This window comes from Serratia proteamaculans (genome assembly GCF_946227095.1).
Lineage (GTDB): Bacteria > Pseudomonadota > Gammaproteobacteria > Enterobacterales > Enterobacteriaceae > Serratia > Serratia proteamaculans_E.
The window spans coordinates 703,549-718,136 of record NZ_CAMISV010000001.1; the positions used below are offsets into that span (position 1 = coordinate 703,549).

14 protein-coding genes are annotated in these 14,588 nt (G+C 55.0%); 8 read left to right on the top strand and 6 right to left on the bottom strand.

What is annotated here, in order from left to right; translation table 11 throughout:
- Positions 1-4: 4 nt before the first annotated feature.
- Entirely contained in the window at positions 5-949 is a 945-nt protein-coding gene (locus OC597_RS03430; RefSeq protein ID WP_262207547.1) for a GlxA family transcriptional regulator, read from the bottom strand.
- 91 nt (positions 950-1,040) lie between these two features.
- Here OC597_RS03430 and OC597_RS03435 point away from each other — a divergent pair, with 91 nt between their 5' ends.
- A complete protein-coding gene (locus OC597_RS03435; RefSeq protein ID WP_261251880.1) occupies positions 1,041-1,721 on the top strand; it encodes a DJ-1/PfpI family protein in 681 nt (226 codons plus the stop codon).
- A gap of 50 nt (positions 1,722-1,771) precedes the next feature.
- Positions 1,772-2,335: a DedA family protein gene (locus tag OC597_RS03440; protein WP_261283923.1), complete on the top strand. Its 564-nt coding sequence runs from the start codon at positions 1,772-1,774 to the stop codon at positions 2,333-2,335.
- Positions 2,336-2,357: 22 nt separating this feature from the next.
- Here the strand turns inward: OC597_RS03440 and OC597_RS03445 are convergent, their stop codons facing one another.
- Both OC597_RS03445 and OC597_RS03450 read right to left on the bottom strand, forming a co-directional pair.
- Positions 2,358-2,984 carry a LysE family translocator gene (locus tag OC597_RS03445; protein ID WP_085115741.1) on the bottom strand — a complete coding sequence of 209 codons (627 nt, stop codon included), beginning with the start codon at positions 2,982-2,984 and terminating at the stop codon, positions 2,358-2,360.
- Between the two features lie 75 nt (positions 2,985-3,059).
- The gene (locus OC597_RS03450) at positions 3,060-3,953 is read right to left on the bottom strand and encodes a LysR family transcriptional regulator (RefSeq protein WP_261251878.1); all 894 of its coding nucleotides are present in this window, start codon (positions 3,951-3,953) and stop codon (positions 3,060-3,062) included.
- Between the two features lie 126 nt (positions 3,954-4,079).
- Here OC597_RS03450 and OC597_RS03455 point away from each other — a divergent pair, with 126 nt between their 5' ends.
- Together OC597_RS03455 and ansP are read left to right on the top strand one after the other, a co-directional pair.
- Entirely contained in the window at positions 4,080-4,517 is a 438-nt protein-coding gene (locus OC597_RS03455) for a PACE efflux transporter (protein ID WP_262207451.1), read from the top strand.
- 436 nt (positions 4,518-4,953) lie between these two features.
- Complete coding sequence (gene ansP / locus OC597_RS03460; RefSeq protein WP_261285141.1) at positions 4,954-6,417, top strand: L-asparagine permease; 1,464 nt, start codon at positions 4,954-4,956, stop codon at positions 6,415-6,417.
- Positions 6,418-6,455: 38 nt separating this feature from the next.
- On the opposite strand, the gene OC597_RS03465 is transcribed toward ansP, so the two are convergent.
- Complete coding sequence (locus OC597_RS03465) at positions 6,456-7,235, bottom strand: HalD/BesD family halogenase (protein ID WP_262207453.1); 780 nt, start codon at positions 7,233-7,235, stop codon at positions 6,456-6,458.
- 112 nt (positions 7,236-7,347) lie between these two features.
- Here OC597_RS03465 and OC597_RS03470 point away from each other — a divergent pair, with 112 nt between their 5' ends.
- Positions 7,348-8,250: a LysR substrate-binding domain-containing protein gene (locus OC597_RS03470; protein WP_261251875.1), complete on the top strand. Its 903-nt coding sequence runs from the start codon at positions 7,348-7,350 to the stop codon at positions 8,248-8,250.
- A gap of 15 nt (positions 8,251-8,265) precedes the next feature.
- Here the strand turns inward: OC597_RS03470 and OC597_RS03475 are convergent, their stop codons facing one another.
- Complete coding sequence (locus tag OC597_RS03475) at positions 8,266-9,120, bottom strand: ATP-grasp fold amidoligase family protein (protein ID WP_261283919.1); 855 nt, start codon at positions 9,118-9,120, stop codon at positions 8,266-8,268.
- Positions 9,121-9,274: 154 nt separating this feature from the next.
- On the opposite strand from OC597_RS03475, the gene OC597_RS03480 reads away from it, so the two are divergent.
- On the top strand, positions 9,275-10,567 hold the full coding sequence (locus OC597_RS03480) for an oligosaccharide flippase family protein (protein WP_262207456.1): 1,293 nt from the start codon (positions 9,275-9,277) through the stop codon (positions 10,565-10,567).
- A 243-nt stretch (positions 10,568-10,810) separates the two neighbouring features.
- Positions 10,811-12,631: a putative phage tail protein gene (locus OC597_RS03485; protein WP_261283917.1), complete on the top strand. Its 1,821-nt coding sequence runs from the start codon at positions 10,811-10,813 to the stop codon at positions 12,629-12,631.
- A 55-nt stretch (positions 12,632-12,686) separates the two neighbouring features.
- Here OC597_RS03485 and OC597_RS03490 read toward each other — a convergent pair whose 3' ends face one another.
- Positions 12,687-13,547 (bottom strand): DMT family transporter, encoded by an 861-nt coding sequence (locus tag OC597_RS03490; RefSeq protein ID WP_262207457.1) that lies wholly within the window; start codon positions 13,545-13,547, stop codon positions 12,687-12,689.
- An 81-nt stretch (positions 13,548-13,628) separates the two neighbouring features.
- On the opposite strand from OC597_RS03490, the gene OC597_RS03495 reads away from it, so the two are divergent.
- Positions 13,629-14,567, top strand: coding sequence for a LysR substrate-binding domain-containing protein (locus OC597_RS03495; protein WP_262207458.1), 939 nt, complete (start codon positions 13,629-13,631; stop codon positions 14,565-14,567).
- Positions 14,568-14,588 lie beyond the last annotated feature (21 nt).

The window sequence follows — 14,588 nt, forward strand, 5'->3', positions numbered from 1 at the left end:
TGATTTAACCGGCGCGGCTCAGGCGCTTTATCGCCTGCGGCGACAGACCAAAGACGCGAATAAATGCCCGCCGCATCCGCTCCGGATCGCTGAACCCGACGGCACGGGCGATAGCCTCCAGCGCTTCGCTGCCTTCTTCGATGCGCATTCTGGCCGCTTCAACCCGCAATTGCTCGATCACCTTGGCCGGCGTTTGGCCGGTTTCGGCACGGAATAGCCGGCCGAATTGGCGTTCACTCAGGCAAGCTGCGTCGGCCAGATCGGCCACCGTCAACGGCTGATGCAGGTGTTCGCGAGCATAAGACAGCGCACTGCGGATACGGTCTGAAGACGGATTCAACTCCAGCAACAGCGAATATTGCGACTGCCCTCCCGGGCGGCGGTGATACACCACCAGTTGCCGCGCCACGTTGGCTGCCAATTCACTACCGAGATCTTCTTCCACCATCGCCAACGCCAGATCGATACCGGCGGTAATGCCCGCCGAGGTCCATATCGCACCGTCGCGGATATAAATGCGATTACTGTCGACGCGAATACGCGGATAGCCCTGCTGCAACCGGGCGGCATGGTACCAATGGGTGGTAGCCCGTTTACCGTCCAACAAGCCTGCAGCAGCCAGAATAAATGCGCCGGTGCACACGCTGGCCATACGTCGCGCCTGCAGGCTTTGCCGGTGCAGGAACGCCAGCAGTGCCGCAGACTGTGTGGCCACCACATTACCGCTGCCACCGGCAATCAACAACGTATCAAAGCGCCCTTGATTAAACGCCTGTGTGAGTACTTCCACACCTGACGAGCTCGTCACGCTGCCGCCGTGCTCTGATAGTGGCAGGCAGCGGTAAGCCGGGGTCGCAGTAAACTGATTGGCGTTATCAAACGCCGCCAGTGGCCCGGCAAAATCCAGCAGGTTAAAACCGGGGAAGACCACAAAGCCGATATTTTTCATCATGGCGCTTTTTGAGGGTTATCTGTCATATCAGCCAAAAACAGGACGCTTATTATTACCCAAGTCAAATAAAAAAACTGAGGCGAATATCATGTCTGAACCGTTAGTGATTGTTTTTCCGATCTATCAGGGCGTCACCCAGCTCGATTTCACCGGCCCACTGCAGTTTCTGCGCCACATGCCGGGTGCAGAGATTGTCGTTGCTTCGGTCGGTGGCGCAGATATCAGTGCCGAAGGATTGCACTTTACGCAGTTGCAGAAACTGGAAGAGGTCACGCACTGCGACGTGCTGTGCGTGCCGGGCGGTGCCGGTTGCACCCAGGCGCTGCAGAATGACGAATTTATGCGTCAGATCCGCCGTCTGGGGCCTGATGCCCGCTATTTGACGTCGGTGTGTACCGGCTCGCTGATCCTGGCCGCCGCCGGCTTACTGCAGGGCAAACGTGCCGCCTGTCACTGGTCAATGCGCGACAGCCTGGCGCTGTTTGGCGCTATCCCCAGCCAGGCTCGGGTTGAGCGTGACGGTAATATTATCAGCGGCGGCGGTGTGACGGCAGGCATCGATTTCGCTCTGGCATTGATCGCTGAATTGCAGGATGAGGAAACCGCGCAAATGATCCAACTGTATCTGGAATATGCCCCGGCCCCGCCATTCCCCGGAGGAACACCGGAGCTGGCACCGGCCAATATTCTGGCGCGAGTACAGGCGCAGATGGCCGACACTCTGCCACAACGCCAGGCGCTGGTGGCGCAGATTGCCGCCCGCGGCTAGCACACAGGGCGTATACTTAGCCTTATGTGTTAGAGACATAGGGGATAGGAATGGCGGATTTAGCCCACTACATTACGGATTACGGCTACTGGGCACTGTTTATCGGCTGTCTGGCTGAGGGCGAAACCATCACGCTGCTGGGCGGTATTGCGGCACATCAGGGGCTGCTGCATCTGCCCTGGGTCATTGCGGTGGTGGCGTTGGGTGGCACGCTGGGGGATCAAATATTATTTTTCCTCGGGCGTCGCTTTGGCGGACAGGTGATTTCGCGCATGAAGAGCCAGGAAAAGCGCATCGAACGCGCCAGAAAGCTGATTGCTCGCCACCCGATGCTGTTCGTGATTGGCGTGCGTTTTATGTACGGCTTTCGCATTATCGGACCGGTACTGATCGGTGCCAGCAAACTGCCGCCGTCGCGTTTTGTGCCGCTGAATATTCTTGGTGCCATCCTGTGGGCGACGATCTTTGTGTTGCTGGGCTATTTCGGCGGTGAAGCGATCGCCCGGTTTATCTCGGGTTTCGACAAACGGCTGACCAGCGTGCTGTTTTGCGCGCTGGTGATTGCCGCTATTTTGTTGCTACGGTTTTGGTGGCGCCGCCGCCATGCTAACTAAGGTTATACCCAAAATAATTGCGTTATCGGTTTAGCATCAGTTTCAAACCGAGCAAGGCCAGCACGCCGCCGCCCAGCCGATCGAACCAGGCTTTAAAACGCAGATAGGTGCGGCGCGGGCGCGGCGACGACAGGACAAAGGCCACAAAGGCGTACCACAGCACATCGATGGTCAGTGCGATCACCGGCAGTACGAGGTACATCACCGGTGAGATTTTATGGCTGAGCAACGCGGCAAACACGCTACCGAACACAATGGCGGTGTTGGGATTGCCCAACTGAGTCAGCAGGCCGGTAGTAAACGCCTTGCGAAATCCCAGGTGCTGCTCACCAACCGCTTCCACATTCAGCGGCTGCCGGGCCCCACGCAGCATTTTACAGGCCAGATAGATAAGGTAAGCCCCACCCAGCACCTTTAGCGTGGTGTAGAGCCACGGCAATGCCAACAACAACGACTGCAGCCCCAGCAGAGCGATCAAGGCAAAGATAAAGCAGCCGACACCCATGCCCAGCGCTACCGCCATACCGTCGCGGCGCGAAGAGGCTACGGCGGTACGCGCCACCAGAATAAAGCTTTGCCCCGGGCTCATCGCTCCCAGCGTAATCGCGCCGCTAATGCTCAATACCGATAACGCCGTTTCGCTCAACATACTTTATGCCCCCATAAAAATCCCATTGCTCAAAGTAGCGCAGCGATGAAAATAAAAGCAATGCAACCGCGGGGATTATTCCACCTGTGGCATCTCTTGCATCAGCGCCACCAACTCACGGGCGGCCTTCTCCAGTGGCCGGTTTTTCAGCCAGATCAGATGGATCGGCAGACGCAGTTCATTTTTGGTATTTTTGAATTTCAGCCGGACCAGCCGTTGCTGGGCCAGTAGCGGCGCGGTCAACGACAGCGGGAAATTGCCCCAGCCCAGACCGGCTTCCACCATGCTCAGCGCCATCGGCAAACTGTCAGTACGCCAGTAAGATTCCGCCACCCGCGGCCGCAGATCGGCAATCGGCAGGTCGCGGCTGGCCACCATAATTTGCCGCACGTTAACCAGGTCTTCGAGAAACAGCTCGTTCGCCGTACCGTTCAGCGCCGGGTGCCGTGGCGAGAGCGTGGCAACCAGCGATTCCGCGCCGACAAAGTGAAACTGCTCCTGACTGTTGATATTTAGCCCGCCGAACGCCAGAGCAACGCCAATCCGGCCCTGATGCAGCATGTGCAACACGTCATCCTGCGGGGCGGTCAATACTTCGATGTTCAGTAACGGATAGCGGTCTGCCAGGGTTTTGACCGCGGCCAGCAGGCCACGGCTGTTGATGTCCGAGGCGATACCGATCGACAAGGTACTTTCCAGCCCCTGGGACAATTCGATGGCGTGGTTTTGCAGCTGTTTAAGCTGATCGGCGATCAAGCGCGCATGCGGTGCCAGCGCCAATGCCAGTGGGGTGGGTACCGGCTCACGGTGCGAACGATCGAAAAGCAGAGAGCCCAGCTCTGCCTCCATATTGGCAATCCCCATACTGACGGCCGAAGGCACTCGCCGCAGTGAGCGGGCCGCAGCGGAAAACGAACCGCGATCCAGTACCGCCAGAAACAGCTCTATATTATCGCTGGAAAAGTTCATTGCATTACCTGTCAGAAAAACTGACAGCTCCTGACTTTTTCTATCAATATGATTGACGGTATCTTACTCGCCAGACGGCAAAAGGTCATCCGACCCTAAAGCCAAAAATCAGTCAGGAGATGAGTAATGCAAGGCGTTAAACGCAAACTGGTGTATGTCACCGCCTATGAAATTATCGGCATGGCGATCTCCGCACTCGGATTGGCACTGCTTTCTGGCAGCGCACCCAGCAGCACCGGGCCGCTGGCGGTGATCATCACCACCATCGCCGTAAGCTGGAATTTCATCTATAACTCACTGTTTGAGCTGTGGGAAAGCCGTCAGACGTCGCGCACCCGGACGCTCAAGCGTCGCATTATCCATGCGGTGGGCTTTCAACTGACGCTGGTGGTGTATTTGATCCCGCTGATCGCCTGGTGGATGGGGATTACGCTGTGGCAGGCGCTGCTGCTGGATATGGCGCTGATCATAATTATCCCGTGCTACACCTTCGTGTTTAACTGGGCATTCGACAAAATATTCGGCCTGCCAAGTTCTGCCCTGCCGGTTGGTGAGTCCGCTTAAAAATCGGCCAGGAATAACCCTCGCCTGTGGACAATATCGCCGCAGGCAGGGTGAAGCTTATTATCCCCCTTTATTCTCGTCGCGAATAAATAAGCCAAATTCCCTGTAGTTTGCGCGGTAATTATTATTCTGTGATTTTAATCACTTTTTATTCCTCGTTATTTCCGTCTTGATAAATTCAATCATCTTATTGAATAATATATTCTTTTATATATTTAACAAAAAACAAACACAATTGATCACGATTTATACGCAGGAATTTTTGCCACCTTTACAGAGAAAAGGTAGCATGCTCCGCCGTTATTTCTCTTCGGCTGTTCATATAATAAACCGCAGAATGATGCCATGACCTCATTCTCACCACGATTGGCAATAGCAATCGTTTGCTCTGGCAGCGGAGCAGGGTAATTCCATAGACAGGTAAACAGGACAGATGATGCAATCACAAAAAAAAACGGCGCATGACCAACATGCAGCCAGAAGACGATGGTTAGACTCCCATGAATCCGGTTATCACAAAAGCATGGGCAACCGGCAGATACAGATGATCGCCATCGGCGGTTCAATCGGTACCGGCCTGTTCCTCGGCACCGGCGGCCGGCTGGAGATGGCGGGCCCGGCGCTGGCGCTGGTCTATTTGGTGTGCGGGATTTTCTCGTTCTTTATTCTGCGCGCGCTGGGCGAGTTGGTGCTGCACCGCCCCACCAGTGGCAGCTTTGTGTCTTACGCCCGTGAGTTCCTCGGCGAAAAAGCCTCTTACGTCGCCGGTTGGATGTACTTCCTCAACTGGGCGATGACGGGCATCGTCGACATCACGGCGGTAGCGCTGTATATGCACTATTGGGGGACCTTCGCCGACGTGCCGCAGTGGCTATTCGCACTCTGCGCCCTCGGGGTGGTCGCCACCATGAACATGATCGGCGTGAAGTGGTTCGCCGAAATGGAATTCTGGTTCGCACTGATCAAAGTCGTCGCCATTGCGCTGTTCCTGGTGGTCGGCGTGGTGTTTCTCGGCACCGGCACCCCGGTGGCAGGCAACACTACTGGCCTGCATCTGATTACCGAAAACGGCGGCATGTTCCCGCATGGCCTGTTGCCTGCGCTAGTGTTGGTGCAAGGGGTTATCTTCGCCTTCGCCGGGATTGAGCTGATCGGTACCGCCGCAGGCGAGTGCAAAGATCCGGCCAAAATGATGCCGAAGGCTATCAACAGCGTTATCTGGCGCATCGGCCTGTTCTACGTTGGCTCGGTAGTCCTGTTGGTGCTGCTGCTGCCGTGGAATGCCTACCAGGCAGGCCAAAGCCCGTTCGTGACCTTCTTCAGCAAGCTGGGGGTGCCTTATATCGGTACCATTATGAATATCGTGGTGCTGACCGCCGCGCTCTCCAGCCTCAACTCCGGCCTGTACTCCACCGGCCGCATCCTGCGTTCGCTGTCGATGGGCGGCTCTGCACCTAAATTTATGGCTAACATGAGCAGCCAGCAGGTGCCCTATGCCGGGATCCTGGTGACCTGCGGCATTTATGTGATCGGCGTTTTACTGAACTATCTGGTGCCTTCGCGGGTGTTTGAGATCGTGCTGAACATCGCCTCGCTGGGCATTATCGCCTCGTGGGCGTTTATCATCGTCTGCCAGATGCGCCTGCGCAAAGCCGTGCGTGAAGGCCGCGCAAAGCCGGTCTCCTTCAAAATGCCCGGCGCGCCAGTGACCTCCTGGCTGACGCTGGCGTTCCTGGTGGCGGTGGTGGTCATGATGGCGTTCGACTACCCGAACGGCACCTGGACTATCGCCACCATTCCGGTGCTGGCAGTGTTGCTGACGCTAGGCTGGTTCGGCCTGCGCAAGCGCGCACAGGAAGTCAAACGGGAACAACAGGCGCACGAAGAAGCCCATCACTAAGTTTTTAGACTGCCCCAACCTGGGCAGTTTTTTATCTCTCACAACCGACCGTAAAAGGTCATTCTGGCGCTTTCCGACAGCGCAATATCCGGTTGTGCGTTGTAAGCCAGCACCACCAACATGCGGGTAATGTCACCTTCGGTCGGCGTAACCCGATGCATGGCGTTACGGCCACGGAACAGCACCAAATCCCCCTCTTCCATCGCCAACGGCTTAACCGCACGTTCACCGTCCAGCACCTGCGACACGCCGGCGTAGTTCATCTCGCCGCGATCGGCATCTCGCAGATTTTCCACATATTCAAAACGCCCGCCTGCCTGTGGCTTCTGGATCAATAGCGTGATGGCAAACGACGAGTTATCAAAATGCCAACCCAGCTCCTGCCCACGATGAGCGTAGTGCAGGTTGATCGAAGAGAGGCTATCGGCGTAGGGATACAGCCGCTGTTCTTCCAGCACGGCGCAGAGGAAATCACGAAACGGTTGTGCGTCGTACAACGTACGCAGCGGTGACTGCTCTGGGATCTCCTCGTCGGTAATACAGCCCTTGGACGACACCACCAGCCGGTTGCGTGCATGATCGGGCGGCAGCGTTTCGTCCTGCGGCTTCAGGTAGACGTTATGCTTGCTGGCGGCAAAAAACGCCGCATGACTGTGCTCGGCCCCCTCCAGACGAATGGTCGCCAGTGCCGCAGCGGTCAGAAAACCCGGCAGCACCAGCACCCCCGCCGTATCCAGCGTGGCTTTACAACGAGCCTGAAAGGCAACGTCGTCAATCGGGTTAGCGGATAAATCAACGATATGGGCAAGTGACTGCATCAGAGGCTCCTGTTAGCATTGCGGCCGGATAACCCACTGTAGCGAATGTCAGATTGCCGTAATAACAAAAATACGTTAAGGATAAGTTAACCAATTCTTAGCGATAGCCGCCATGAACCCTCCTTCCCGCAGCCGCCTGCCCAAACTGAGCGCCATTCTGGCGTTTGAAACTGCCGCCCGCACCGGCAGCCTGACCCGTGCGGCAGACAGCCTGGCGCTGACGGCCGCTGCTGTCAGCCAGCAGATCCGCCAGCTTGAGCAACACCTGGGTATTGTGCTGTTTATCCGCGCCAAAAGCGGCGTGACGCTGACCGAACAGGGAGCGGACTACCTGGCCTACGTGCAGCAGGCATTTGAGACACTGCGGGTGGCGCAGCAGCATGTCGATCGCCAACGTGGCAAAGAAGAACTGACGTTATTTACCCTGCCGGCGCTGGCGTCAAAATGGTTGAACCCGGCCATCGGCAACTGGCTGGCCCAGCATCCGCAAGTGGATCTTCGTCTGCACGCCACCCATGCCGAAGTGGATTTCGCCAGCTCGGCGGCGGATTTTGCACTGTGTTTTGGCGATCAGGACTATCCACTGCTGGAAAAAGTGCGGCTGTTTCAGGATGGCGTACAGCCGGTTTGCAGCCCGCAGTTACAGGCCAGTGGTGACTGGACTCGCCAGCCGCTAATCCATGTGGATTGGGGGAAAGAAAGCCAGTTCCTGCCGGGCTGGCATGAGTGGTTCAGCGCCGCCGGATTACCGCCGCCGCAGCGGCGTGGCCTGACCTATAACCTGACCTCACTGGCGATTGATGCCGCAGTTGAAGGCCACGGCATTTTGCTCGGCCAACGGCGACTGATCCAGCGCGAACTGGCCAAGGGCACACTGGTGCCTCTGGCAGAGCCGGTGCTGCCGCTCAGCAAGCCTTACTACGTGGTGTATCCACAACGTACGCTGGACAAGCCCAAAGCGGTTGAGTTTCTGGCGTGGCTGCAGAGCATCACACCGGCGGATAGCGAGCAGTAAGTACTACCACAACGATTACCCGGCCTTGGACATCATCTCGCCCAGCAGCAGGTTGGTCGCACGCGGCAGATAAACCTCGTTGCCGGCACCGGGGGTCAGCGTCAGTTCACCAATGTAGATTTGCTCGCGGGTGAGATAAAAATCGACGCGGCAATAGTCCAGGTCCGCCGAGACGGCTTTCGCCACCTGAACCATTTCATCCCAGAATGCCGGTTTTTCATTCAGCGTATTGAGCTGCGGGATACCCGCCTGGGTAAAGAAACAGTGATGTGCGTGCTCTTCCAAAAACTCCAATGAAGTGGGTTCAGGCCCACCACGCAGCAATTCGACAAACAAATAAGACTGTTCGCCGTTAAACACATGCACCTTGTAGTCAATCAATTCACCTTCCGATTCTATATCCAACAGCTCCTCAACAATAATCTGCTGTGGGATATTCGCGTAGTGTTTTTCGCGAAACCTTTTCCAATAGGTTATTTCAGACCACTCACTAAGAATTTTCGCAATATCTCGATAGCTGACCTTATTTTTATCTTTAACTATCTTGACCTGTTGAGAAGCATTATTGGTTTTGATAACAAATGATTGAGGCAATGAAAGGTAGTCCTGCTCGGTAAAATTATCGGTAACCATAATGATGGGGGTTAGGTACTTTTCTGATACCCGCTGGGAAATATACTCCCTGACCGCCACCTTGTCCGCTAACTTGCTGAAATCGCTGTGCGGATAGCGCATTCGTTGATAGATTTTTTCTGAAAATTTCTTCGGGCTTTTGAAGTTGACTAAAGAGCCATGGGCAAGGTAATGGCTGACTTGATAATAAATAAAATCGGGCGCGGCCCGATAGAGTCGTTTTGCGAATTTTCTCATTCTTCTCTTTCTTCCATGAACATAGCATAGGGATAAATGCTTCTGACATTCCGGTTATAGCATCTTAATTATAAAACCCTGTGGTCCCGCCATTACATAGGGCAAGGAGATAATCGGACTAATCCTAGTATAAGATGCAACAGGGAAAGTACCAGTGAAATTAAAATTCATAGATATCAACATTGTAAAAAATGCGTTTTGGATGATATCCGAAAAAATGGTGTCTATCCTGGGGGTCATTTTCATCACCGCCTATATGGCAAAATATATTGGCCCGGAAAGCTTTGGCAAAATTACCTTTGCCACCGCGATTTTCGCCATTACCCAAACGCTGGCGCTACTGGGCTCCGATACCGTGTTGTTCAAACGGATCAGTAGCAACCCTGGCTCAGGAACGGCATTGATGTTTTCCACCAACCGGCTGCGGCAGGGCTGTTTTGTGTTGCTCTCTGCGGCAATATTGATTTACACCGGACTACGCGAAGATTTCATTACCTTCTACTTTTGCGCCGCCACCTTTGTCGCCAGCTTCTTCTCGCTCAGAGATGTGTTCACCATTTATCATGATGCCCGGCTGGAGTCGCGCTTCAATACGCTGGCCAACGTGGCCGGGCTGGGCAGTGCGCTGCTGGTGCGTTATCTGATCGTCTATTTTGATCTGCACCTGTATTACCTGGCGATCCCGATTGTGATGGTGTATTTGATCCCCTACCTGATCCGCCATCATATCTATCACCGCCGCAATCCGCGCTTTATTGCACCAAGGCGTATTCGGCGCAAATACGTGCGCTATCTGCTTGCCAGTGGCCTGCCATTGGCGGTGTCCAATGTCTCCATCGCCATATACACCCGGCTGGCCCAGTTGTTTTTGATGTGGTTCGTCTCCGCCGAAGCGCTGGGGATTTACTCCGTTGCCATCACCCTGGCGACCGCCTGGATGTTTGTCACTGATGCCGTCATTACCTCGTTTTTCGCCAAAATATTTGCTTATCAGCGCGATGACGCGGTACGCACCGCCGCCAAACTGAATGGGCTGGTGTTGGCTATCTCTGCCGCGATCGTGGCAAGTATTCTTTTACTCGGCAAACCGGTGATCGTATTGCTGTACGGGGAGCAATATTTAGCGGCTTATCCGGCGATGGGGGTGTTGGCGGTTGCCACCCTACTTTCCGCCCTGGGCACCCTGGCCTACAAATACATTGTGATTTTCTCTGGTTACGGCTTTCTGTCGAAGAAGATGTTCCTGGTGTTTATCATTAATATCCCACTGTCTTATTTCCTGATCCGCCAATACGGCATGATGGGTGCCGCCTACAGCACGCTACTGACCGAACTGCTGTCGTTGACTCTCCTCAATTACTTCTTCCGCCGCGGCACGGTGTTGCAGATGCACCTGCGCTCGCTGAACCCTTTGACCTATATCAGACGTGCACCCCAGGGCAATTAGCTAATCCAGCCCCGTAACAGTGGGGCATTAACTGTAACTGTGGTTCCCGTTTGCCCGCTGACCGCGGGCACAACGCCCAGTGCTTAAGCTGTACTCCCCCTCCTGCTAAGTTGCTCCCACAGGCCGAAAGCTTTAAAAGCGAATCACCTTCGGCCTGCATATTTTTATTTTCAAAACACCTCTGCGCGACTGCAATGATTACTTTGCAAAAGCCTGCATAACCGAAAACATGAGGATAACCCCATGATCGCATTAAATGACTATACCCACCTGCGCGCATATACCGGCAGTGAATCAACCGTAATGATTGAAAATAGCCATCACCACGGCGTATTCCTCCGTGACGGTGCAGATACCACCAGCCTGGATAATGGTGCGACCATTGTGCGTGACACTCAGAATCGTTGTTGGAAACGTATTATCAATGACGGGGATTACAGCATCGACTGGTGGTATCAGGTTGGCGATGAACAGGACTATTCTCTGACCATTAACCGTGCCAGCAATTTTTTACAGGTTACCGGTGACGAATGGTGGAAATCAGCCATTCCGACTACGCCCGCAGGTATTACCCTGGTTGGGCCAGGGGGTGTACGCCAATGTAAAACCACTGCCAATTTAAAACTGTGGAAAAATTCCGTCGACTTTAAAGGCACCATTCTGGACTTCCGCGGTGCAACCGATATTGAATGCGTGCGGGTGCTTTACAGCTCAGGAGCACCGGCCATTTATAACCTGCGGATTGTCGGTATTTCGGATGCAACAGCCAACCTACGAGGCCTGTGCGTTTATAGCGATGCCGCAAATATTCATGGCATGCCGACCAGCCAATTACTGGTACAAAACATCTGGCTCACCGACCTGTATAAAGGCATCGTGTTTGGCAACAATGCCTATATCCAAAGCTGGCACAGCATTATGGTACGTGGATGCGTTTGGCCAATCTGGTCCGCCAGCACCGCCAATGCCGGTGAAAAGATTGTGTTCTACAAATGCTTGTTTGGCGACGGCACCAACTTTTATCAGGGTGTCCATTCGCTGGCATTCCGTGATTGCTCATTTGACTACAGCGGCTTTAACAGCGTGGCCGATCAACAAGCGAATACTGACTACGGTTTATTCGATCTTAAATCCGGCACGCTGGACTTTAAAAATTGCCACTTCGAGTGGGGCAATGAACATCGCCGTAACTCCCGGCCGGTATTTACCAGTAACAACGGCGGCACGGTAAAAATCAAAGACAGCCAGTGGCATAGCGTTCAAACCAACGTGACCGATCCAGGCGGTACGGTTCCCTATCAATACGTTGAGTATTTCTATTTCGATCAGTCCAGCGATCTTAGCGGCAAATGCTACATTGACGGTTTCGACTTGATTAACTCGGATATCAAGAAAGGCTGGTCCAATAACCATATCGAAATGAAACGAATCGGAGCACCCGGCTACCTTAATATGTGGCGTCAATTGTACCTCGGCGATGGTGTTAATCATCTGCCAGAGCCTACCTGGAAAGAAAGCAGTGCACTCTTGCTGAACAACGTTTATGCCGCTACCGGCAACCGAGTTTCACAAACAGAAACTTCAGACCTGGCGGTTACCCTGAAAGATGGCGTCATTACCGCAACCACCAAAACGGCGGCAACGACGGACAAGAAAATTGAGATTTATTTCCCAATTGAAAAAAATGATCTTGTCTTGTGGCGCACCACGCTGGAAAACCTGAAAGGTTTGAGCTCGCTGGATGTCACCGTTGGCACCTACCAGGGTAAATATGAGCTTAACGGCAGCGCCGGGGTCAATATCCTGCTTGAGAAAACCTGTCAGTGGGGCAGGACCGGGACGGTAACCCCAACATCTTCGGCAACCATGACTTCGGATCGTATTACTGCACTGAACTCGGCCGAGTATTTGCCGCTGCCTGAGGGCTATGTCAACTATGCCCGTGTCGTAATTATCCTGAAAAACTTCGCCGGTAGCGCCACCAGCCCGGCTTCGGTAGATATCACCAAAATGCTGTGTCAGAAAATCGATATTGTTTCCCGCAACCCGCGTAAAGCCTGGTAACAGACAAGAGTCGCCTCAAACGAGGCGGCTCTTTATCCCTTTATGCCACTCGCCATTATGCTACTTTGAGATGCAGCACCAAGGCACCCGCCAGTACCGTCAACACCCCCAGCCACTGAAGGGTAGAAAGCCGCTCGCGCAACAGCAGGGCCGCCAATAGCGCGGCAATACCGCCGGACAGGGTGCTGAGCACCGTCACAATGGCCAGCGACCCACTGCCAGCCCCCACAGCAAATGCGCTAAAGCCCCCCAGATTGAGCAAACTGGCGACCAGCAGCAGGCCACCCTGCCGCCAGCCCGGCCGCGCCACCAAAGCTCGTCGGTCAGCATTCAACACCAGCAGGGCTGTCAGCCCTACGGCATAACCGAGCCACAGGCTGACACTGGGCCCCAGCACCGGCAGCGTGTATTGCCCTTGCAGCCAGAAGCCAATGCCGTAACAGAGCGCCGCCAGTAACGCGAAAGCTATCGCCGGTAAAGAAGATGGGGATCTGTCCGGTTGGCGACCCAGACTCACGGCGGTCAGCATCACCCCCAGCAGACACAGCGCCAGTCCAATCAGCGTCAGCGCACCGAGCCGTTCACCACTGAGCCACGACAGCAGCGTGGTGACCGCACCATAGCTGGTGACCAAAGGCGCCACCATCGCCGCCTTGCAGATAGCAAAGGCCTGCGAGAGTGCCAGTGAACCGCTCACCATCAGGCAGGCGGCCAGCAATGCCAACCCCCAAACATTGGCAGAAGCCTCGAAAACAGGCACCCTGGTTGCCAACAGCAGCAGGGTAAAAATCACAAACCCGATCGCTTGCGAAAAAAATACTGCCCTGCGCACCCCTACCGCTCGGGCGTTAATGCCGACCAAAAAATCCGTGCCGCCCCAGCACAGTGCGGCGGCCAGTCCCATCAATATGTCCACTCAATACTCCCGTGCGATCTTTGCCTCAAAAGTAAGCAAAAAATCACTTGTGGAACATCGATAGATTGGCAATATGGTTGAATGAAACTCAAGCTGAACGCTCAACCTCGCCTGCCCTCCCTGAAAGCCTTGCATACTTTCGAGGTGGCGGCGCGCTGCGCCAGTTTTACCGAGGCAGCGGAAGAGTTGAACGTCACGCTGGGGGCGGTCAGCCGCCAGATACGTCACCTGGAGAATGAACTGGGCGTTGAGCTGTTTCATCGCAAGGGGAACGCGGTGGAACTCAACGATACCGGTAAACGACTGGCTATCGACGTAACCCGCGCACTGACGCTACTGCAAAAAGCCAGCGACCGCGCCCGACCGGAACAACAGCAAACGCTGAGGCTAACCTGCACCCTGGGGATCGCCAGCCACTGGCTGGCAGCACGCCTTCCGGCATTACGCCGTGCAGATCCTGATGTTTCACTGGTGCTGGACGCCAACGAAAGCCTGCGCGATCTGGCCAATGGCGAAGCCGACATCGCCATCCGTTACAGCCCAACGGCCACCCCGCCGCCGCATTCCCGCGAGCTACTCGCCGATGCCTTCGCACCGCTGGCCAGTCCAGCTTTTCTCACCGCGCATCCTGAGCTCGTCACTCCCGCTGATTTGGCGTTATCCCAGTTAATACATTCCCCCTGGAAAGATGGGCAGAAAATGGGCGTTGCCGGTTGGCAAGACTGGTTCGCGGCCTTTGGTGAAGGTGTTACGGCACCACGGGGTATCCTCACCTTTAACAGCGTCGGCCATGCATTGCAGGAGGCCATTGAAGGCCACGGCATTGTGCTCGGCAGCCTGGCCGTCGCACAGGATGCTCTGACCAGCGGCAAGCTGGTTCGGCTGTTTGGCGAGAGCAGACAACTGCCCGCGACCCACCAATATCGCCTGTGCTGGGCGGACAGCGCCTTCGTTAGTGCCACCACCCGCCGCTGGGTGAATCTGTTGCTGCAGGCGGCAGGCAAGCCCTCTGCGTTCTGACATAGCACTTATTGCCCTCAC